At 63.4% G+C, this 22,237-nt stretch carries 16 protein-coding genes; 8 read left to right on the top strand and 8 right to left on the bottom strand.

The annotated features are described in order from the left end of the window. Positions 1 to 109 precede the first annotated feature (109 nt). From ACF8ME_RS28005 to ACF8ME_RS27985, 5 genes are all read left to right on the top strand, one after another. Positions 110 to 322, top strand: coding sequence for an AlpA family transcriptional regulator (locus tag ACF8ME_RS28005; RefSeq protein WP_392419183.1), 213 nt, complete (start codon positions 110 to 112; stop codon positions 320 to 322). Continuing rightward, a complete protein-coding gene (locus tag ACF8ME_RS28000) occupies positions 319 to 3,231 on the top strand; it encodes an ATP-dependent helicase (protein WP_392419181.1) in 2,913 nt (970 codons plus the stop codon). The genes ACF8ME_RS28005 and ACF8ME_RS28000 overlap by 4 nt, the downstream gene beginning before the upstream one ends. After that, entirely contained in the window at positions 3,231 to 5,336 is a 2,106-nt protein-coding gene (locus tag ACF8ME_RS27995; RefSeq protein ID WP_392419180.1) for a DNA methyltransferase, read from the top strand. The genes ACF8ME_RS28000 and ACF8ME_RS27995 overlap by 1 nt, the downstream gene beginning before the upstream one ends. After that, positions 5,326 to 8,034, top strand: a complete 2,709-nt coding sequence (locus ACF8ME_RS27990; RefSeq protein ID WP_392419179.1) for a TnsA endonuclease N-terminal domain-containing protein — start codon at positions 5,326 to 5,328, stop codon at positions 8,032 to 8,034. Before ACF8ME_RS27995 ends, ACF8ME_RS27990 begins: the two co-directional genes overlap by 11 nt. Positions 8,035 to 8,352: 318 nt before the next feature. Continuing rightward, entirely contained in the window at positions 8,353 to 9,477 is a 1,125-nt protein-coding gene (locus tag ACF8ME_RS27985; protein ID WP_392419178.1) for a sterol desaturase family protein, read from the top strand. Here the strand turns inward: ACF8ME_RS27985 and ACF8ME_RS27980 are convergent. The 3 genes from ACF8ME_RS27980 to ACF8ME_RS27970 form a co-directional block, all read right to left on the bottom strand. Then, a complete protein-coding gene (locus ACF8ME_RS27980; protein WP_392419177.1) occupies positions 9,431 to 10,363 on the bottom strand; it encodes a LysR substrate-binding domain-containing protein in 933 nt (310 codons plus the stop codon). The two genes, ACF8ME_RS27985 and ACF8ME_RS27980, sit on opposite strands and share 47 nt — an antisense overlap. 40 nt (positions 10,364 to 10,403) lie before the next feature. Continuing rightward, complete coding sequence (locus tag ACF8ME_RS27975; RefSeq protein WP_061289286.1) at positions 10,404 to 11,177, bottom strand: SDR family oxidoreductase; 774 nt, start codon at positions 11,175 to 11,177, stop codon at positions 10,404 to 10,406. A gap of 497 nt (positions 11,178 to 11,674) precedes the next feature. Then, positions 11,675 to 12,919, bottom strand: coding sequence for a class I SAM-dependent methyltransferase (locus ACF8ME_RS27970; RefSeq protein ID WP_392419175.1), 1,245 nt, complete (start codon positions 12,917 to 12,919; stop codon positions 11,675 to 11,677). 357 nt (positions 12,920 to 13,276) lie between these two features. Here ACF8ME_RS27970 and ACF8ME_RS27965 point away from each other — a divergent pair, with 357 nt between their 5' ends. From ACF8ME_RS27965 to ACF8ME_RS27955, 3 genes are all read left to right on the top strand, one after another. Continuing rightward, on the top strand, positions 13,277 to 14,104 hold the full coding sequence (locus ACF8ME_RS27965; RefSeq protein WP_126311766.1) for a hypothetical protein: 828 nt from the start codon (positions 13,277 to 13,279) through the stop codon (positions 14,102 to 14,104). A gap of 87 nt (positions 14,105 to 14,191) precedes the next feature. Then, positions 14,192 to 15,088, top strand: a complete 897-nt coding sequence (locus ACF8ME_RS27960; RefSeq protein WP_392419173.1) for a DUF4349 domain-containing protein — start codon at positions 14,192 to 14,194, stop codon at positions 15,086 to 15,088. A 77-nt stretch (positions 15,089 to 15,165) separates the two neighbouring features. Next, positions 15,166 to 16,263, top strand: a complete 1,098-nt coding sequence (locus ACF8ME_RS27955) for a DNA glycosylase AlkZ-like family protein (protein WP_392419172.1) — start codon at positions 15,166 to 15,168, stop codon at positions 16,261 to 16,263. A 248-nt stretch (positions 16,264 to 16,511) separates the two neighbouring features. On the opposite strand, the gene ACF8ME_RS27950 is transcribed toward ACF8ME_RS27955, so the two are convergent. The 5 genes from ACF8ME_RS27950 to ACF8ME_RS27930 all read right to left on the bottom strand — a co-directional run bounded on the left by ACF8ME_RS27950 (position 16,512) and on the right by ACF8ME_RS27930 (position 22,206). After that, positions 16,512 to 17,504 carry a tripartite tricarboxylate transporter substrate binding protein gene (locus tag ACF8ME_RS27950; protein ID WP_047325824.1) on the bottom strand — a complete coding sequence of 331 codons (993 nt, stop codon included), beginning with the start codon at positions 17,502 to 17,504 and terminating at the stop codon, positions 16,512 to 16,514. Between the two features lie 200 nt (positions 17,505 to 17,704). Next, entirely contained in the window at positions 17,705 to 18,472 is a 768-nt protein-coding gene (locus tag ACF8ME_RS27945) for an SDR family oxidoreductase (protein WP_212646138.1), read from the bottom strand. Continuing rightward, positions 18,472 to 20,199 (bottom strand): acetolactate synthase catalytic subunit, encoded by a 1,728-nt coding sequence (locus tag ACF8ME_RS27940; RefSeq protein WP_392419170.1) that lies wholly within the window; start codon positions 20,197 to 20,199, stop codon positions 18,472 to 18,474. The genes ACF8ME_RS27945 and ACF8ME_RS27940 overlap by 1 nt, the downstream gene beginning before the upstream one ends. A 90-nt stretch (positions 20,200 to 20,289) precedes the next feature. Then, positions 20,290 to 21,243: an SMP-30/gluconolactonase/LRE family protein gene (locus tag ACF8ME_RS27935; RefSeq protein ID WP_392419169.1), complete on the bottom strand. Its 954-nt coding sequence runs from the start codon at positions 21,241 to 21,243 to the stop codon at positions 20,290 to 20,292. 15 nt (positions 21,244 to 21,258) lie between these two features. Further along, positions 21,259 to 22,206, bottom strand: coding sequence for a Bug family tripartite tricarboxylate transporter substrate binding protein (locus ACF8ME_RS27930; protein WP_392419167.1), 948 nt, complete (start codon positions 22,204 to 22,206; stop codon positions 21,259 to 21,261). Positions 22,207 to 22,237: the final 31 nt, after the last annotated feature.

The raw sequence follows: 22,237 nt of genomic DNA, 5'->3' as shown, positions 1-22,237 counted from the left end.
TAGGTCTGACTCCGATTTGGATGTCAAGTTTTCTCAAGTCTGCAATTGTGAAATCTTATGACAAGATGTATCAGCAAGCCAAACACAGTGCAGACAACATGGGAGGCCTATGAGCAACCAGATTGACGGAATCTCCACGATTGATGAGTTTGACGCCAACCTAAAGGCAGGCAAGGGCACGGTCTATCAACTCGCGACGAGCGGCAAACTCTCGGCCTTCAAGCTGGCCGAGACATGGTGCTTCAGGTGCGGCAACCTAGAAGAGTGGATCGCCAGCCGCATCGGCAATGCGATAGAGGATGAAGACGGGGAGGCGAAATGACCAGCAGCGCCGTCGCCCTTCGATCCAAGGCCAACCCCCAGCAGCTCGAAGCCATCCTCGCTACCGAAGGACCGGTGCTCATCATCGCGGGCCCCGGCTCCGGCAAGACCTTCACGCTGGTCGAGCGCATCGTCTATCTCATCACGAAGAAAGGCGTCGCTCCGGAGTCGCTGTTTGTCGTTACCTTCACCGACAAGGCCGCGCGCGAACTGACCACTCGCATCTCAAATCGGCTGACCGACCTAGGCATAAAGTTCAACCTGAACGAGATGTACCTCGGCACCTTCCACTCCATTTGCTTGCGACTGCTGGAGGATTTTCGCGAGTTCACACGTCTCAAACGCAGCTTCACGCTATTCGATCAGTTCGACCAGCAGTACTTTCTGTACCAGCGCATCAAGGATTTTCGCGAACTGCCCGACGCCCACCTCATCATGGGCGACGACCAGACAGGCCGCTGGGCGCAGTCTGAAAACCTGCTCAAGTGGCTCAACAAGGTTAGCGAGGAGGCGCTTGATGTCGCCACGCTGGTAACCGCCCCCGAGGTGGAAATCCGCGCGCTGGCAGCGTGCTTTGCCAAGTACCAGGAACTGCTGCACGAGAATAACTCGCTCGACTTCTCCGGCATCCAGTACGAGGCTCTACAACTGCTGGAAAAACGCCCGGAAGTGCTGGCACAGGTGCGCGAGAAACTGTCTTACCTGATGGTAGACGAGTATCAGGACACCAACACCATCCAGGAGCGCATCCTGTTGCTACTGATGGGCGAGAAGAAGAATCTGTGCGTGGTTGGCGATGACGACCAGGGCCTGTATCGTTTTCGCGGAGCCACCATCCGCAACATTCTCGAGTTCCCCGCGCTATTCAACGAAGGACAGTGCAAGCAGGTAAAACTCACTGTCAACTACCGCTCGCACCCGGACATCATCCGCTTCTATAACGAGTGGATGCGCGAACAACAATGGGACGACGGCACGCGTGTTTTCCGGTTCGCCAAGCAGATCGTGCCGCGCGAGGACGACTTTCCCGACATGCCCACGGCGGTGCGGCTGGCAGCCAGCGACGACAAAGGCGATACCACCAACTGGCACGCTGAGGTGCTGGCCCTGCTCAACGGCCTGAACGCTTCCGGCAAGCTATCGGACTGGAATCAGGTAGCCTTCCTGTTTCGCTCGGTGAAAAACGACAAGGTGGTGGCGCTCGCACGCTTCCTCGAATCCGAGGGTGTACCCGTGTTCTCGCCTCGCTCGAACATGTTCTTCGAGCGCGAGGAAATCCGCCTGATGATCGGCGCAATGATCTTCCTGTTTCCGCAGTTCCCGAAGTTACGGGCGTGGGCAGAAGGCGTGCATTTGGACATCTGGGACTACTACGACCAGCTCTGCTTCAAGCCCTTTACCGACGAGTTGCGTAAGCCGGAAAACAAGCCACTGCTGGATTGGGCACGCCCACTGGCAAAGCGCCACGCCGTGCTCGCGCAGAACACGGACTACGCGTTCTCCGGCTTGTTCTACCAACTGCTACAGTTCCCGCTGTTCTCGCGCTTTCTCACCGAAGAGGCCGCGCAAGGCGTAGACAAGGGACGTGCGGCACGCAACCTTGGTACCTTCTCTAAGCTACTGACCAAGTTCGAGTACCTGCATTTCGTCAGTGTGCTGAACCCGGAGTGGCTGGAGAAGAACATCCGCGATCTGTTCAACCAGTTTTTGCGTTTCTTGCAAGACGGTGGTATTGGCGAGTACGAGGACGAAGCCGAGTACGCACCCAAAGGCTGTGTGTCGTTCCTGACAATCCACCAGTCCAAGGGACTGGAGTTCCCTGTGGTAGTGTGCGGCTCGCTGGAGGCAGTTCCGCGCAAGCAGTATGGTGCGCTCGATGTGCTGCTGGAGGATGGCGGCTACCTCTCGAAGGAACGCTTCGAGCCGCTCGACCACACTAAGAACTTCGACTTCTGGCGGCTGTTCTACACAGCCTTCTCGCGCGCACAAAACCTGCTAGTGCTGGCGGCGCAGGAGAAGCAAGGCCGAGGCAAGTCACCGTCCAAGTATTTTGAGCGCCTGTTCTACGAGCTGCCCAGTTGGCGCGCAATCGATCTGCCGTCGCTGACCTACGAGGCTGTCAAGCAGATCAACCTCAAACGCGAATACTCGTTTACTTCAGACATCACTGTGTTTGAGAACTGTGCCGAGCAGTACCGCTTCTTCAAGGAGCTGGAGTTCGCAGCTATACGCGAAAGTCCGATGCTGTTTGGTACCTTGGTGCATCAAACCATCGAGGACATTCACAAGACAGTGCTGCGAGGCGAAGAAGCCACCGTCACATGCGACGGCATCAAGAGTTGGTTCGCGGCCAACTACGCCCTGCTGTCGAAGAAGGAGCGCGTATACCTAGCGCCCAGTTCACAACAGGCAGCGCTGCTGCACGTGCTGCGGTACTACGAGCGTGAGAACGGCAACTGGGATCGCATCAAAGAGGCCGAGGTCGAAATTTCGCTGGTCAAGGATCAGTACATCCTCAAGGGCAGTGTTGACTTGATTCGCGGCGAGCATGACACGGTCGAGATCATCGACTTCAAGTCGGAAAAGAAGCCCGACATGGAGAAGGACCGGGATCGGCTGCGCCAGTACCAAAGCCAGCTGGAGGTCTACGCCCACCTCGTCGAGGAGCGAACCGGCCAGAAGGTCAGCCGGATGCATCTGTACTACACCGGCGAGGACGGAGGGAATCCCTACGTGTCCTTCAGTAAGGATGAACGCGCAATCGGCAAGACCATTGCGCGCTTCGACGACATCGTGGCGCGCATCGAGCGCAAGGACTATGGCATTGCCGCGCGTCCGGCCAAGCTGTGCCAGAACTGTGACATGCGTGCCTACTGCGACAATAAGAATTGGAAATTCAGGGACAGCTAATGAGATTGAAACCAAACATCATCGCAGTTGCCAGCACCTCAACACTGCGGCAGATCGTGGACGACTATGGACTGAGCGTCGAGGACAAGCGCAAACGTCAGGCGCTTGCCGACGTCATTTTGGCCGGTCGGCGCTGCAAGCCGGATGAGTTACTCGGCTATCTCAACGAAATCGAAATCAAGCAAGTTTGCGAAGCAGTGGGAGTTGAGTCAAGGGGACGAAAGAACGCTCTGATCGCGCGTCTTCTTGAGGCTGCCAGTTTCGTAAGACCGGCCACAACACAGCCATCCCGGCCTATTCAACAAAAAATCCCAATCCATCTACCGACGAAAAGACCTATGAACGATAAACAATCCGCGCAGGAAAGCTTGCAATTGGCAACGCCCGATGGCGGCACGACCAACGTCGAGAAGTACGAGTTCGAGCCGATCAAGGGCTATCCGATGCTGAACTGGCGCGGCAAGCGACCATTCACTTCAACACAGTACTACCCGGCGCAGTTGAAAGAGGTTCATGGCGAAGAACTGAACGGATGGCGCAACAAGATTTTTTGGGGTGACAACCTTCAGGTTATGAGCCATCTTCTAAAGACGTATCGTGGAAAGGTCAAGCTCATCTACATTGACCCCCCCTTCGATTCAGGTGCGGACTACAAGATGCGAATTAGTTTGCGTGGTCAGATGGTTAATGGTGACAGCGCATTCTTTGAGGAAAAACAATACACCGACCTGTGGACGAACGATGAGTATCTTCAGTTCATGTATGAGCGTCTCATCCTGCTCAAAGAACTATTAACCGAAGATGGAACGCTCTATCTTCACTGTGATCCAACGCGCGGGCACTATATCAAGATTCTTTTGGACGATGTCTTCGGTTATTCGAAATTTCGGAACGAGGTTATCTGGACATACAGCGGTGGCGCGGTTCCAGACACCGATTTTCCTCGAAAACACGACACGATATTTAGATATTCGAAGGGCACGTCCTGGACATTCAACACCGTCTATCGCCCCTACAACGAACTGACCGCACAACGGATGCGCTCGATTCACAAGGGCGTAATGGTGGATGTTGATCGAGGAACTCCTATCACCGATTGGTGGACTGATATTAAGGTTCCCACAGGTCCAAGGAACCAGGAGAAATCTGGCTACCCGACTCAGAAACCTCTGGCTCTTCTGGAGCGTATCATCACCGTTTCATCCAACCCGGGCGATCTTGTATTGGATGTCTTTGCAGGCTCAGGAACAACGCTTCTCGCAGCACAGAAACTCGGACGACGCTTCATAGGAGCGGACATCAATCTCGCAGCTATTCAAACAACGACAAAACGGCTCTTGAACGCTGCCAATCCAACGCAGCCTGACCTCGAGGAAGATGAGGCTACAACGGGCGACCGTGGGTGTGGCTTCGAGATTTTCAACGTCAATCACTACGATATCTTCCGCAACCCCGCGCAGGCCAAGGAGTTGCTGATCGAGGCGCTGGAGGTACAAAAGCTGGAATTCAGCACCATATTCGACGGAGAGAAGGACGGTCGAATGGTCAAGATCATGCCTGTAAACCGTATCGCCACACGCGCCGATTTGAACGAACTAATCCACAACTTCGATCAGAAGGCCTGGCAACACCGCCACAACGAGAATCCAAACCGTCCGGTCGAGAAGATCATGCTCGTGTGTATGGGACATGAGCCGGATCTGGCCGCACAACTGGAGCTGGCCGCCAAACCCTTCAAGATCGATGTAGAGGTAGTGGACATCCTGCGCGACAAGGCCGATCTGGAGTTCAAACGCGACGCGCAGGCCAAGGTTTCCATCAAGAAGGGGGAACTCATCATCGAGAAGTTCTACCCGATGAATCTGCTGCAGAAGCTTTCGCTGCAAAAGGAATCGATCGAGGACTGGAAGGAAATGGTTGAGTCAGTACTTATCGACTGGAACTACGATGGCGCGGTGCTACAACCGGCCGTGTTGGACATCCCTGGCAAGAACGAGATGGTTAAGGGTGTGTACAGGGTGCCAAGCGATGCTGGCACGATCCGCTTGAAGATTACCGATCTGCTGTCGGAGTCGTGGGAAGGGAGCGTGGCCAATGGCGACTAAACACGCGACCACCGCTGCGAAATCCAGTTCGTCGAGCACTTCGCTGGATTTCGCTTTCTTTCGCTTTCTGTGGCAGTTCCACCAGGACAACCGGGGAGCGATCCGGCAGAACTACAAGGAGCTAACTCGCAAGTACCTCGACTTCAACAACCCGGATAAAAACCCAAAGGCCTTCTTGCGCCAGCCTCAGTTCGAGGCGCTGGAAACCTACGTCTTTCTCAAGGAGTTTTTCGGCAATGCCAAGGTCGAGGAGATCTTCAAGGCTTGGTACGAGCGCAGCGGGAAGTTCGAGGGTCGAAAGTTCGGCTCCTTCCTTGGTACCGCCGGCCAGGAGATGTTCTCGTTTGGGGAGTCCGACGAGCTAGAACTGAGCTCGTACAAGCTGTTGTTCGAGAAGATGCGCAAGAACTCCCGCGCTTATCCAAACTACATCTTCGCGCTGACGATGGGCACGGGCAAAACCATCTTGATGGCGACCTGCATCTTCTACGAGTTCCTGCTGGGCAACAAATTCGAGAAGGACCCACGCTATTGCCATAACGCGCTGGTATTCGCGCCGGACAAGACGGTGTTGCAGTCGCTGAAGGAGATCGAGACGTTGGACTTAACGCGCGTGGTGCCGCCGGAGTACGTCAACTTCCTGACCACGCACCTGCGCTTTCACTATCTCGAAGAGGCAGGCACGTCTTTGGATACGCTAGATCGCTCGCGCTTCAACATCATCGTTTCCAATACGCAGAAGATCATCCTCAAGCGCCAGCACAAGGAAAAAACTTCGGTCGACAAGCTGTTCCGTGCGACCAGCGAAACTCTCGCTGCCGCCGGCGTCTATGCCGACGCAGCCGACCTCTACAACTTCGACCAACCCGAGGAGGAAGGCGAGCTGACCACCAACCAGCGCTTCGAGAAACTGCGCCGCCTGGAGCAGTTGGGCATTTACGTGGACGAGGCCCACCACGCCTTCGGCAGGGCACTGGCCAAGGACATGGGTGTGGGGACCAAGGAAACCGACACTAGCCTACGCACCACCATCGACGTTTTGGCTGCCAGCTTGAACGCGGCGGGCACATGCGTGGTGGCCTGCTACAACTACACAGGCACACCCTACGTGGGGCGCGAGGTGTTGCCGGAAGTGGTCTACGCCTACGGCCTGAAGGAGGCCATCGATAAGGGTTTCCTAAAAAAAGTAACGCTGCACGGCTACGCCAACACCCGCACCGACGAGTTTGTCGACATCGCCATTGATTCCTTCTTAAAAGGGTCTGGTGAGCTGCGCCCGGAGGGAATGCTTCCCAAGCTGGCATTCTTCGCAGCCACCATCGACGAACTGACGGGCGAGCTACGACCGGCAGTCGAGCGCGCTCTGCTCAAGCATGGCATCCCAACCTCGCGCATCCTGGTCAATGTGGGGGACGAAAAACTCACCACAAACGACGACATCCGAGAGTTCAACCGTCTCGACACCGAGGGATCGGAAAAGCAGTTCATCCTCTTGGTCAACAAGGGCCGCGAAGGCTGGAACTGCCGCTCTCTGTTCGGCGTGGGATTGTTTCGCGAGCCCAAGTCCAAGGTGTTTGTGCTACAGGCCACGATGCGCTGCCTGCGCGCCATCGGCGAGGCTCAGCACACCGGCCACGTCTTCCTCTCTGGAGACAACCTCAACACGCTTAACGACGAACTGCAACAGAACTTCCGCATCAGTGCCGAAGAGTTGCAAAAGACCGGCAAGGACAGGGAGCGCGTGGAAGTGCGCGTGGTCGAGCCGCCGGTCAAGATCAAGCTCATGCGCGTGCGCAAGCTCTTCCAGATGCGCGAGAAGCAGCTCGTTAAAGGGCAGGAACTAATGCCTGAGCGATCCAGCAAGGAGAAATGGAATGAGCTGATCGAAAAATACCGCCTAATTGAAACCCAACAAGACGGCTTGACAGCCGCCGATGCAGCCCGCGCCTCTGGCAGCCGAACCTTCGACCTGACCGCCCGCCGAGAGAAACGTACCTTCTCGCCTATGACGCTGGTAGCCGAAGTGTCCCGCTATCTCAACCTCAGCCCGCTAGAGATCGAGACATTGCTGGACACGACCAAAGATGGTACGGGCGAGCTGGTGGCCATGACCAACGAGTTCAACGAACTGCTCTACGACGAGATCATCCCGCGCTTGTTCCGCTTGCTGTTTGAGCTTGACGAGTATGAGAAGAAGGATGAGTACGAGGTTGATCTGATCAAGATTCCTCCGAACGGCTATTACGAAGTGTCGGCGGCCAAGGACAAGATCGTGCGGATGGGCGACACGCAGATAAAGGACATCGAACGCGCCAAGAGTTTCCACCTCGACACCTACTGCTTCGACTCCGGCTCGGAGCACTTGCTGTTCTGGGATCTCTTGCGCGAGCAGCGTGTTAGGAAGATTTACTTCACCGGGATGCTAACCCACGGTCAATCCGACTTTTTCATACAGTATATTGACCCCGAATCACGCACCGTACGCAGCTACTATCCAGACTTCATCTTCCAGCGTGAAGAGCCGGACGGCAGTCTGAAGTACGTGATCGTGGAGGTGAAGGCCGATAACCAGATCGAGGATGCCGTCGTGCAAGCCAAGAAGGATTTTGCTCAGCAGATTGCGGTTGCAAGTGGAATGGAGTATCGGATCCTTAAGTCGTCCGACGCAGACAAGAGGCACTTTCGCATACTTTTGTAAGGTGAAAACCGCGAAGGATGTCATGTTATTAGTGGCATCTTTCGCCAACGGCAATTGCGATTGGTTTACCGACAATAGTCAAGAGGTTTACGAGCGCCTCTTTACGCCAATACAGCCGCAACTGATCCGTTCTCAAAAATCAGCAGCACCCCCAGCACTACAGGCTTTAACTGGTAGTGCTGCATGCTGCTGCAATGGCGTGACCGCCGCGCCGATGCAGCAACTAATCGGCCCCCCACACACTCCCTCCACACCCCCACCCCATAATCCCGCCCGCAACCCCCAGCCCTCCCCCGGCCCTTCTTGCAGGCACAAGACATGACTTCACTGACCGAGCTGTGGCAGGCAGCCATCACCTGGCTCGCCACCCACGCTGTAACCCCCACCGTTCACTGGCTGGACATCGCCCAGGCGGCCGGCGATCCGCACGAGATTGCCGAGGCGGTGCTGATTGCGGCGCTGCAGCTGTTCCTGATTGCGGGCGTGATGCGGCCGCTGGAGAGCCTGTTTCCGGCCGAGCGCTGGAGCGACCGGCGGCTGACTACGGTGGACCGCAACTACACGCTGCTGATGCTGCTGGGGCTGTTTCCGCTGTTCAGTTTTCTGGTGCTGATGCCGTTTGCCAGCATGCTGGGCGGTGGGCCTGCGGCCGAGGAGGCAACGGGGCTCAAGCACTGGGTGCCGTGGTTTGCGGACCATCCGGTGGCGCTGTTTCTGGTGTACTACGTGGTCTACGACCTGGTGTATTACTGGATGCACCGCGCCCAGCACGTGACTCCCTGGTGGTGGGCCATGCACAGCATGCACCACAGCCAGCGGCAGATGAGCTGCTGGAGCAATGACCGCAGCCATTACCTGGACGGCATGCTGCAGTCCTTCATCCTGGCCACGGTGGGGCTGGCGATGGGGGTGGAGCCTTCGGAGTTTGCGCTGCTGGGGCTGCTCAGCGAGCTGGTGCAGAACTTCTCGCACGCCAATGTGCGGCTGCGCCTGGGCTGGCTGGGCCGCGTGGGTGAGCGCGTGCTGGTGGGCCCGCTGTTCCACCGCCACCACCACATGCTGCGCGACCCCGAACGGCCCACGCGCCACAACTGTAATTTTGGGCAGGTGCTGCCCTGGTGGGACATGCTGTTTGGCACGGCACTGTACACCGACGAGCCCGTGCGCCCCACGGGCGTGAGCGACCCCGAGGTGGATGCCGACAACGAGCGCGGCCTGGTGGCCATGCAGTGGCATACGCTCAAGCGGTTCTGGGGGGCGTTTCGCCGGCGCGAGGGCTGGCGGCTGGGCGATGTGTCCTTCGGGCCCGGTTACCGGCCCATTCATGACGACGACGGAGCCCAGCCCCACCCTGCGGCCGGGGCGGCTGCGGTGACTGGGGCGGCCGGGGGTGCGCCTACGGCTCCAGGTTCGGCCGCATCAGCGCCTCGAACCAGTCGATGAAAACCGCCAGCCGGCGCGAGCGCTGGCGGCGGTGCGGGTACAGCAGCGCCACGGGCATGGGCGCTGCGCGGTGGGCGGGCAGCACTTCCACCAGCTCGCCCGTGTCCAGCAGGTGCTGCACGTCATAGCGCGGTATCTGGATCAGCCCCAGGCCTGCGCGGCAGCAGGCGATGTAGCTTTCTGCATTGTTGGTCACCACGCGGCTGGGCACGGCCAGGGTCTGTGGACCGTCTGCCCCATCCACCCCATCCACATCGCTCGCCCCACTCCATTCCCAGGGCAGTTCCCGCCCCGTGCGCGGCGAGGCATAGCCCACGCTCCAGTGGCCGTGCAGCAGGTCCTGCGGCTGCTCGGGCAGGCCGTGCTCGCGCAGGTAGGCGGGGCTGGCGCAGTTGATGAGGGCAATGCAGCCCAGCGGGCGAACCACCAGGCTGCTGTCATGCAAGGTGCCCACGCGCACGGCGCAGTCCACGCCTTCCTGCACCAGGTCGATGGCGCGGTCTGACGAGCCCAGCACCAGCTGCAGCCCCGGATGCCGGCGCAGGAGCCCCGGCAGCGCAGGCGCCAGCAGGCGGCGCGCGATGCGGCTGGGCACGTCCACATGCAGCCGGCCCGTGGCCTGGCGCGTGCGGGCCTGGAACATCTGCTCCACGTCCTCGGCCTCTGACAGCAGCGGGCGCACACGCTCCAGCAACTGGGCACCATCGGCCGTCAGGCTGACCTGGCGCGTGGTGCGGTGCAGGAGCCTTGCGCCCACCTGCTCCTCCAGCTGCTGCACGGCGGCGGACACCGTGGCGCGCGGCAGGTCCAGCGCATGGGCGGCCTTGATGAAGCTGCCCATCTCGGCCACCTGCATGAAGATCCGGTATCGGTCGAGTCGGTCCATGGGACGCAGCATAGTCCGTGCAGCGGTCCTTCTACTTGGCCTACTTGGTGGTGTAGCCGCCGTTGATGAGGATGGTCTGCCCGGTGATCCACCAGCCGTCGCTGACCAGGTGGCGGATGAAGGGCACCACGTCTTCGATATGCGTCAGCCCCGAAGGCGAGAACGGCGACAGCGCCGCCGCGCTCTTGTGATAGGCCACGGCGTCCGCGCCTTCCTGGCCGTAGAAGAACGGCGTGTCCATGGGCCCCGGCCCCACGGCCGTGACCGAAATGCCCCGCGCCCCGAACTCCTTGGCCGCCGCCCGCGTGAAATGCTCCACCGGCGCCTTGGTGCCCGCGTAGGAGGAATAAAACGGCGTGAACGCGCCCAGCAGCGAAGTCACCAGGGTCACGATCTTGCCGTGGTCGTTGACATGGCGCCCCGCCTCCTTGAGGAAGAAAAACGCCGACTTGCCGTTGACGGCAGCCATCTCGTCGTACTCCGCCTCGCTGATCTCCATCAGCGGCTTCTTGAGCACCTTGCCCACGGTGTTGATGGCAATGTCCGGCCGGCCCACGGCGTCCACGGCCTCTGCAAAAAGCCGCTCGACAGCGCCAGCATGCGTGAGGTCGCCCTGCAGCGCCACGGCCTCTGCGCCCAGCGCACGCACTGCGGCCACCGTGGTCTCTGCCTCAGCCCGTGAAGACTCGCTGTTGTAGTGCACCACCACGGCCCGCGCGCCGTGCCCCGCCAGATCACGGGCAATCAGCCCGCCCAGATTCTTGCCGCCGCCTGCAATCAATGCGACCTTGCCGCGAATGGAATGGTCTGCCATGGAAACGCTCCTTGTGCTTGGATGAAGCACCCAGCTTAGGCAGCCAGCCCCCCGCGATAAACCGGCGCAGCCGGGATGGATCATCCAGAAAACCAGAACAATCAGCCGCACCCAGCGGCCCCCTGCCTCCGGCAGTCCGCTCCCCCCTCCCGTATGCCCGCGCCTGCGTCGGGCCGCCTGCGGGGTTGCAGTCCTGCCGCAGGACAGGACTGCTTCGTCATCTGACTCGCCGTGATTGTCTGAACGTAGCGCGCAGCGCGAAGTGAGTTTCACGGCGAACCCCGCAGGCGGCCCGACGCAGGTTGCCCCGCAGCGCAGCGAAGGGGTCGCGGGCATTCGGGTCGCCTTTGCTTTGCCTACTTTCCTTCGGCCGGCGTACCGGTGGCGAAACAAAGGAAAGTAGGTCGGCCGCCGGGCCGAGACCCGGCCTCGAAAAAACACCACCCGGCAGGGTCAAAAAGCCAAACCCGCGTCACGCCAGGCGAACAAGACAAGCCTCACGACAAGGTCCGCTCGTACATATACCGCCGCGACCAAGCCAACGAAGCAGCCCCCTGCCCCGCCCTCCGACAAACAACCTGAAAGATAGACACGTCATCGTGTTCAAACGCATAAGCACACCCCGCCAAATACACCCTCCAAATCCGAAACCTCTCCTCCTCCACCAACGCCCGAATCTCCGGCACGCAAGCCTCAAACCGCTCCAGCCACAACTGCAACGTGCGCACGTAATGACGCCGCAGCCCCTCCACATCCAGCACCTCCAGCCCCCCACGCTGCATGGCCTCCAGCGCCAGGCTCAGGTGCGGCAGTTCGCCATCAGGAAACACATAGCGATCGATGAACGCACCGCCACCCAACGCCGTGGCGCCCACGTCCGCATCGGTGGAGGTGATGCCGTGGTTCAGCGCCAGGCCGTCATCGGCCAGCAGCTCGCGCATGTGCGCAAAGTACATGGGCAGGTTGCGGCGGCCCACATGCTCGAACATGCCGACGCTGGTGATGCGGTCAAATCGCCCCTGCACGTCGCGGTAGTCCTGCAGGCGGATCTCGATGCGGTCGGCCAGGCCCGCCGCGCGCACGCGCTCGGTGGCCGCTTCGAACTGGTTGCGTGACAGCGTCACGCCCACGCAGTGCGCGCCAAAGTGCTGGGCCGCGCGCAGCACCAGGGCACCCCAGCCGCAGCCGATGTCCAGCAGGCGCTGGCCGGGCTGCAGGCGGATCTTGGTGAGGATGTGGTCCAGCTTCTTGCGCTGGGCGGTGGTCAGGTCCTCGTCGCCGTTCTCGAAGTAGGCGCAGGAATAGACCATGCCCTCGTCCAGCCAGAGCCGGTAGAAGTCGTCGGAGACGTCGTAGTGGTACTGGATGGATTCGCGGTCCGTGCTGCGGCTGTGCCTGAAGCGCCTGGCCGCGCGCGCCGCAAGCGCCAGCCGCCCCGGCCCCTTGCCCGCGCCCTGGGTCTTGGACATGCGCCGCGCCAGCGCATAGCCGAAGTCGATGATGTCGGGCAGGCGGCCGTCGATGTCGATCTGGCCCTTCACATAGGCCTGGCCCAGGTGGTCCAGGCTGGGGTCCAGCAGCAGCGGCAGGGCCGAGGCGCTGCGCACGGTGAGCGTGACGCGCGGCTGCTCGAAGCGGCCGAAGTCGAACTGCTCGCCATTCCACAGCACCAGCCGCGCCGGCAGGTCGGCCCGCGCACGCACGGCCTCGGCCCAGCGCCTGAGCTTCTTGTCCCAGAACATCGTGCATCTCCCCGGGGCTGGCGGCGCCCCCCTTTTGACATGACTCGCATGAACCGCATGCAAAGCAAATGACGAGTCTTGCCGGTTCATGTGACGGCAAGACGTCAGCACGGCAGCCCGCGCCGGTAGCGGATCGATACAGACCCGATGGCGCCCACACCCCGCCAGCGGCCCGGCTTGGGGCACACTGGCCGGCGTTCCAACTGCCCCGGCGCGAAAGCGCCTGCGACAGACCCATGCAAGCCTTTGACCTGAGCATCGAACACTGCATCGAGCACCGCAACGAACAACGCAGCACCGGCGGCTATGGCCTGCCGGATTTCAGGAACCTGCCATCGAACTGGAGCCAGTGACGCCATGGCCATGACCCATACCCAGGCGCTGTCCAAGCTGGCAGCCGATACCCTGGTGCAGACCCTGGAGGAAGACGTGGCGCGCGTGATGGCGCGCACGTTTGCGCTGGGCCGGCACGATGCCGCTATCGCGGCCAACTACGGCGGCCACGCCCTGCCGCCCCTGCTGCGGCGCTGGAGCTGCGTGCTGCAGGCCGGTGATGCCAAGGCAACGGCCCTGTACCGGCACAAGACGGCGCTGGCCCTGGCCATCGTGCTGCACCGGAACGGCCTGGCCGACGCGGGCCTGAACGCGGCGGCGCGCACGGCCATCGATGTGCTCAATGCCGAGGTGGCGCTCAGCGATGACTTCTTTCGCAAGTCGGCGCAGATCCGCCAGGACTTCCTGGACACGCCGCCCGCGCCACCCAAACGCTCGCCGGGCCTGCCCGACAGCCTGACCTTCTACCGCGCGGCCGACGTGGTGGCCATGGAGCTGGACGGGCGCTTCTACGCCCTGTACGTGCACGGCTGCGCCCGGACCAACCAGAGCCCCATCGTCGAGTTCTACGACGCGGTGTTCGACCATGTGCCGCAGATGGCTGAGCTGGCCGACGTGCGCGCCCGGGGACGGCGCTACAACGATGGCGTGGGGCGGGTGGCGCGGTTTTCCATATCGGGCCTGAAGTTCCTGCCCGACCCGGCCGGGCAGTTCACCCTGGTCAAGGCCTGCGTGGAGACGCCGCCGGACCCCGGCCATCTGCAAAAGGGCGACTGGCTCTACACCGTGTCCGACATCTTCGAGCTGCAGTCCGAGGTGGACTCCATGTTCGGCCCCGGCGGCAAGCCCTGAGCCTTGATCCCTGGCAGCGGCCTGTTCTTGCCTGTTTTCAAGAGGAAACTCATGACGCATCCCCGGCCTTCCACTCTGCCCTCCCGCATGGCATTGCCGGCAGTGCTGGCACTGGCTGCCACGCTGACCCTTGCGGGCTGCAACCAGCGGCATGACACAGCAGCCATGGAATCTGCGCCCGCCCCCGCGCCCATGGCGGGCGGCGCCGGCATGAAGCAAGGCCGCGCCGCCACCGCGCAGGCCGAGGATGCGGCAGCAGCCGCACCAGAGACATCGGCGCAGGACGAGATGGCCCAGCGTTTCCTGGCCGTGCGCCAGGAGCTGAACGTGGAAGTGCCGCAGGCGCAGCTGGCCGATGCCTGGGGCCAGGTGCGCGACCTGTGTGCCACGCTGCGCTGCGAGCTGCTGTCGGCATCCCTTCTGCGCGAGACGCCCCAGCAGCCCGGCAACGCCATGCTGGAGATGCGCGTGGCGCCGGCCGATGTGCAGCGGCTGCTGGGCACGCTGGCCGGCGTGGCCACCATCGTGTCGCAGAACACCATCAGCGAGGACAAGACGGCCGAGGTGATCGACGTGGAGGCGCGCATCAGGAACCGTACCGAATTCCGCGACAGCCTGCGCCTGATGCTGCGCGACACCACGACCAAGCGCACCATGTCCGACCTGCTGGAGATACAGCGCACGCTATCAGACACGCAGGCCGAGCTGGACGCCATGGCCGCCCAGCGCAAGGTGCTGGAGCAGCAGACCAGCAAGCAGCACATACAGATCCAGTTCACGCCCACCCGCGCCCTGGTGCAGGGCGGCACCAGCTACAGCCCCATAGGCCGCGCGCTGCGCGATGCCGGCCATGTGCTGGGCGAGAGCATGGCCGCCCTGATCACCTTCGTGGCGGCCGTGCTGCCTTGGCTGGTGCTGGTGGTGCTGCCGCTGGGCTGGGTGCTGCGCGCGCTGTGGCGGCGCAGGCGTGCCAGGAAGGCCTGAGCGGCACGGCAGGATCAGGAAGTACGGCAGCACGGAGACCGGCCCACCCGGCGGCCCTGCCGTGCTCCAATCAATCCATGCCCACCGAACCGAGCCTTGACGACCTGCGCCGCCATGCCGTGGCGCGCACCCTGTTCACGCCGACCACCCTGCCTGCAGCCATACAGCGCCTGGGTTTTGTGCAGGCAGACCCGATCCGCGCGCCCGCCCGGGCACAGGACCTGACGCTGCGCCACCGCGTCAAGGACTACCGCGCCGGCGACCTGGAACGCCGCTACGCGCGCCTGGCGATCGACGAGGACTGCCTGGTCAACTACGGCTTTCTGCCCAGCGGGCACCTGGCGCTGATGCACCCGCGCCAGGCCCGCAAGGCCTGGGATGCCGAGACGCAGCGCAAGGCCGCCGAGGTGCTGGCGTTTGTGCGCGAGCGCGGCGCCGCGCATCCGCGCGAGGTGGAGCAGCACTTCTCGCACGGAAGCGTGAAGAACTACTGGGGCGGCTCGGGCAGCGCCAGCACGCAGTTGCTCGACGGCATGCACTACCGCGGCCTGCTGCGCGTCAAGCGCCGTGACAGCGGCACGCGCGTCTACGAGGCCATCGCCCATCCGCCGGCCGACGACAGCCCCGACGCCAGCGCCCGGCGCGCCGCCGCGCTGATCGACCTGGTGGTGCGCAAATACGCACCGCTGCCAGCCCCCAGCCTCACCTACCTGGTGCGCCTGCTGGGCTATGGCGCGCCCCACCTGGCGCAACAGACCCAGGCGGCGCTGCGGCTGGCGCGCGAGCAACTGGCCAGCTGCCGCATCGACGGAACCACTTGGTACTGGCCCGCCGACGAGAACCCGCGCTCGCGCCGCCATGCCTTCGACGAGCGGCTGCGCCTGCTCGCGCCCTTCGATCCCGTGGTCTGGGACCGGCGCCGCTTCACGCTGCTCTGGGGCTGGACCTACAAGTTCGAAGCCTATACGCCACCAGCTCAGCGTCAGCTCGGCTACTACGCCCTGCCCATGCTCTGGCGCGGCCATGTGATCGGCTGGGCCAACCTGCAGGCGCGCGACGGCCGGCTGGAGCCGTCATTCGGCTATGTGGCCGGCGCGGCGCCCGGCGATGCCGCCTTTCGCAGCGCGCTGGATGAGGAGCTGCAGCGCATGGAGCTGTTCCTGGCGCCGCGCTGAGATGCAGGCACTCGCCCCCTGCGCGCGGTGGACGTGATTGGGGGAATTGGTCAAGTTCACCCAGTTGACGCGCGAACGCACCGGCTGGACTGCACCGGCTGGACCGCACAGGCTACCTGGCGGACCGGTGCAGCGAATGCAGGGAGCGGGCGCGAGCGCTCCCCCGCCGACGAGCTGCCTTTCATGGTCTTTCGGCACATGCTGCAGCAGCACCCGTGCATCAAGGCCGGCAGGCAGCCGGACCACCCTCAGTTCATGCGCGGCAGATTCGCCGCCTTGATGGCCGCGCCCATGGACTCATGGCCCTGGACCAGCTTCCTGCGGTATTCGGCGCCGGTGAGCGGCGCCGGGTCCACGCCGGCCGACTCGAAGATGCGCGCCACCTGGGGCCCCTCGGCGGCTGCCATGGCAACGCGCTCCAGCCTGTCGCGCAGGGCCGGGGGCACGCCCTTGGGGTAGGCCAGGCCGATCCAGGAGTCGATCTCCACGTCGTAGCCCTGCTCCCTGAGCGTGGGCACCTCGGGCAACTCCTTCCAGCGCATGGGGCTGGCGCTGGCCAGCAGGCGCATTTTTCCGGCCTTGACGTGCTGGACGATGTCCGAGGGGTTCTGCACGATGACATCGACCTGCCCGCCGATCAGGCCGGCCACGGTCTCCGCGCCGGACTTGTAGTTGATCTCCTCGAACTTGCCGCCGGTCTTGCGCCCCAGCTCGTACATGGCCAGGTTGTTGGGCGCGGACGGCGCGCCAAAGAAGATGCCCTTGCCCTGGCGGGACGCGGCCACCAGGTCGGCCATGGTTTTATAGGGCGAGTCCGCGCGCACAGCCACGCCATAGCGGTAGCGGGCCACGCCTGCGATGAAGTCGAAGTCATCGACCTTGTAGTCCACCTTCATGAGGTGGGGCGTGATGGCGATGGTCGAAAACGTCACCACGCCCAGCGTATAGCCGTCGGGCTTTTGCCGGGCCAGCGACGAGACGCCCAGCGTGCCCTGCGCTCCCGCGCGGTTGTTGGGCACCACGGGCTTCTTGAGCAGGCCCTCCATGGCATTGCCGATGGCGCGCGAGGCCACGTCGGTATTGCCGCCTGCGCCGTAGTTGATGATCAGGGTCAGTTCCCGCTCGGGAAACGCGTCCGTGCCCTGGGCCAGCGCCGGGGCGCCGGCTGCGGCCGCCAGCGCTGCCGCGCAGAAGGCCGAAAGCAGGCATCTTCGAGATGCGGGTGATGGATATGCATGCATGGTTGTCTCTCGTTGCGATCTTGGGTTCTGTCGTCTTTGGAAGTCGTGCTTTCACGGTGCAGCGCACTACCCACTGACCGGGAAACAGGCACGCCCTGGAAGTGGGGGCACCGAGGAAGGGCCGCCCCGCACCGAGGATGCCGTCCCCCCCGCGAAGCGAGAGGGGGAAGCGGCGTAGCCGCTCAGGGGGTCGTCCTTCCTCAATTCATGAAGAAGCCGCCGTTGACGTCGATCACGGCGCCATTGGTGAAGCCTGCGGACTCGCTGCACAGGTAGCGGATGGCGGCGCCGACCTCGGCAGCCTCGCCCAGGCGCCGCACGGGGATCTGCTCGGCATAGCGGCGGTTGACCTCGTCGCCGGCCTGCTGCGCCATCGGCGTCAGGATGCGCCCCGGCGCCACGCAGTTGGTGGTGATGCCGTACTGGCCCATCTCCGAGGCGATGGAGCGGCTCAGGCCCAGCACGGCCGACTTGCTCAGCATGTAGGCGGGGCCGGCCACGATGGACTTGCCGCGCCCGGCCAGCGAGGACACGTTGACGATGCGCCCCCAGCCCCGCTGCTTCATGCCCGGCAGCGCCAGCTGGCACAGGCGCAGCATGGACAGCAGGTTGACGTCCAGGATCTGCTGCACCTCGCCCAGCCCCACTTCGAGGATGCCGTTGGACTGGCCGCTGGCGTTCTTGAGGCTGATGCCGGCGTTGTTGACCAGGATGTCCACGCCGCCATGGCGCTGCACGATGTCGCCGACTACGCGCTGGCGGGCTGCCTCGTCGCAGACATCAAGCACCACGGCGCTGGCCCGGGCGCGCAGTTCCTGCGGGACCCGATCCAGGTCGGGCGCGGCCAGGTCGGCCAGCACCACGCGGCGGCCGTCGCGCAGCAGTTCAATGGCGGTGGCCAGGCCGATGCCGCGTGCGGCGCCGGTCACCAGGGCCGTGCGGATGGGGAAGTTCTCAGGCGCGCTCATCAGTGGCTCTCCGGCGTGTAGAAGGTGATGGGGGGAAAGGCGTCTTCGGTGCACATGACCTCGATCAGCGTGGAGTGCTCGGCGGCCATGGCGGCGCGCAGCGCGGGGGCGATGGCATCGGCCGATTCCACGCGCACGCCGTGGATGCCGCAGGCCCGTGCGATGGCCGCATGGTCCACGCCGCTGAAGTTCACGGCCGAGGTGTGCTCGCCGAACTTCACGTGCTCGGCATGCTTCTGGTAGCCCAGGATGCCGTTGTTGATGAGGACGGTGATGACCTTGATGCCCATGCGCCTGCAGGTCTCCATCTCCGACCACACATGGCCGAAGCCGCCGTCGCCCACCAGGCAGAACACCTGGCCGCCGTCCTGCGCCAGGCGCGCGCCCATGCCCATGGGCATGCCCCAGCCCAGGCCCGCCAGGCCGCGCGGAGTGAGGAAGCGCTGGCCGGCCCGGCGCGCGGTCAGGTAGTTGGTGACCCACAGCGTGGAGTAGCTGGCATCTGCCACCACGGTGTCCTCGGCGGTCAGCAGGGCATCGAGCTCATGCATGATGCGTTCGGGCCGTATGGGTGCGGCGTTGGACAGGCGCACTTCGGCTGATTCCTGCCGGTGCCTTTCCCTGCCCTTGGCAATGCGTGCGGCCAAGGCAGCGCGCTGGCCGGTACGGGCCGACAGATCCTGCGACCCGGCGATGTCCAGCATGGCCTGCAGCGCCAGCCGCGCATCGCCCACCAGGCGCATGGCGTCGTAGTTGCGCCCTATCTCCTGGCCGTCGATATCGAGGTGGATGAATTGCGCATCGCGCGGGTACAGCGTCCAGCTGTCCGTGCCATTCTGGTTGGTGCGGTTGCCGATCAGGAACACCACGTCGGCCCCGGCCACGAAATCCTTCAGGTAGCGGCCCGAGCCATTTGGCCCCAGGCAGTTGGCGACCACGCCCAGCGACAGCTCATGCGTCTCGGCCACGGCACCCTTGCCCATGTTGGTGGTGGCCACGGGCAGGCTCAGCGCATCGGCAAAGGCGCTCAGTGCCTCGCTGGCACCCGAGATGTGCACGCCGCCACCGGCAACGATGACCGGCGCACGGGCCTGGAGCAGCGCGCCCACGGCCTGTTCCAGCAATTGCCGTTCGGGCACGGCGCGGTCCAGCGGAAAGCGGGCCAGTGCAGCGGGCCGGGGCACGCCGGACGGCTGGGCAGGCTCGGTGAGCAGGTCGGCCGGCAGCATCAGCGCCACGGGGCCAGGCCGGCCGCTGCAGGCGGCGATGATGGCCTGCTCCACATAGTCTTCCACGCGCGATGCCTGGTCCACGCGTCGCACCCACTTGGTCACGGGCTTGAAAAGGCCCATGTGGTCCAGGTCCTGGAAGGCGTTCCTGTCGGTCTGGTCGCGCGCCACGTCCTGCACCAGGGCGATGATGGGGATGGAGACCTTCAGAGCCTCGGCCAGCGGCGCCACCAGCAGCGCGGCGGCCGGCCCGTTCTGCGCGGTGATCACGGCCGGCCTGCCGCTCATGCGGGCATGGGCATCGGCCATGTAGCCGCCCGCGTTCTCGGTGCGGTAGGCGATCTGGCGCAGGCCCAGTTCCTCGGCGGCCAGCACGAACATGCTGGGCAGGCTCTGCCCGAAGAACTGCGTGATGCCGTGCCGCTTCAGGACCCGGGCCACCAGGTGGCCTACGGTGTCCTGCTTGTTCAATCCAGGGTTGCTCAGGGGTTTCGACATGGGTTGCGGTTTCCGTTCAACAAAAAAAGGCGTAGCGGCTCCCTCGCCATGGCAATCGCCAGCGATATGGAAAGGGAAGCCAGAGGGAACTTATCTATTCAGGAAATTCAAAGGCAATCCAGGACACGGCCAGTCCAGCGCCACCAGCCGCCCCGTGGAAGACAGGGTGACAAAAGCCGTCTTCAGGTCCTTGCCGCCAAAGCAGATGTTGGTCGTCATGGGGTCGGGCAGCTCGACCCGGTGCACCACCTGCCCGGCCGGCGAGACCACGGTGATGCCGCCCTCGCCGAGCGTGGCAAGGCAGATGTTCCCTTCGGCATCCACGGCCAGGGAGTCGATGTTCTGCATGCCTGGCAGGCGGCAGACCAGCCGTCCGCCATTGGGCGAATCGGGCCAGGGCCGGGCCAGGATGTGCCCGGGCTCGCCGATATCGAAGGCCCACAGCCGCCCCGTGAAGGTCTCCGCCACATAGAGCGTCTTCTCATCGGGAGAAAGACCGATTCCGTTGGGCGACCACAGCGGGAAGACGGCCTCGCGGATGGCGCTGCCATCGGCCAGCGCGTAGCAGACGCCGCCCCGGTCCACCTCACGAGGCCGCACCTTGCCGTGGTCGGTGAACCAGAACCCGCCATGCCGGTCGAAGACCAGGTCGTTGGGCCCCTTCAAGGGTCCGTTGCCGCTTTGCGTGTACAGGCATTCGACCTGGCCCGAGGCCAGATCCACGGCCTCTATGCGCCCGCCCGAATAGTCGTTGGCCTGGCCTATGGGCCGCAGCCCATGCTCCACACTGCGGTGCCACTGGAAGCCACCGTTGTTGCAGATGAACAGCTTGCCGCCGGGGCCTATGGCGGCACCGTTCGGGCCTGCGCCCAGGTGGACGAGCTGCCGCCTTGTGCCATCGGCCGTCACCCGGGTCAGCCCGCCATTGGCGATCTCCACCAGCACGACCGATCCATCGGGCATGGCCACCGGGCCTTCGGGAAACTCCAGGCCGTCGGCCAGTGCCCGGAGCGAGGGTTCTGTTTTTTGCAGCGTGTATGTCATGTGCGCCTCACTCCATCAATCGATGCTCAGGTTCAGGCGCCTGATCACGGCACCGTATTTTTCGGAATCGTCCCTGACCATGGCCTGCAATTGCTGCGGGGTGGACGGCGAAACCTCCAGCGCCATTTCCGAGAAATTCTTCTGCAACCGGGGATCAGCCAGGGCCTTGTGCAGCACGGCGTTGAGCTGCTCCACCACGGCGGGCGGCGTGCCGCCAGCGACGAAGGCGCTGAAATGGTTGGCGATCTCCACCCCGCGCGCGCCCGCCTCGGCGAAGGTCGGCACATCGGGCAGATGCGGCGAGCGCCGGTCTCCCTTGACGGCGATAACCCGGACCTTGCCCGACCGGGCATAGGGCACGACGGTGGGCAGGTCGGACATGAAGACCGGCACCTGCCCCGCCAACAGGGCCTGCACAGCCGGCGCACTGCCCTTGTAGGGCACGTGCACCATCTGGATGGCGCTGCCGGCCAGGAACATCTCCATGGCGAGGTTGGTGCCGTTGCCATTGCCGGTGGAGGCATAGCTCAGGTCGCCATGCGACTTGGCATGGGCCACCAGCTCCCGGACACTGCCTGCGGGAAACGAAGGCAAGGCCACCAGCGCGATCGGATTACGCGCCAACACGGTCACCGGCACCAGCGCACGCTCCGGGTCATAGGCCAGCTTCTTGAAGAGGAACGGGTTCATCGACGCCACCGAGGGATCGAAGACCGCAAAGGTATGGCCGTCGGCGGGTGCGGCCTGCAGGGCCTGCACGGCGATCACGCCCGAGCCGCCAGGCCGGTTGTCTACCACCACGGCCTGTCCGGTCTGCCCCGTGATGGCCGCCGCAATCTGGCGCGCGATGTTGTCCGAGGCCCCGCCTGCGGCATAGGGCACCAGGATTCGCAGCGGCTTGGATGGATAGGTGGTGGATGCAGCGGACGCCGCGCAAGAAAGGCTGATAAGGGCCGTGCCCATGGCAAGCCATTGGCGGCGATTCGATGGTGAT

It is taken from the genome of Delftia sp. WSY_7 (genome assembly GCF_043104845.1).
Lineage (GTDB): Bacteria > Pseudomonadota > Gammaproteobacteria > Burkholderiales > Burkholderiaceae_C > Comamonas > Comamonas tsuruhatensis.
This window is presented reverse-complemented; position numbering and strand designations above follow the sequence as displayed.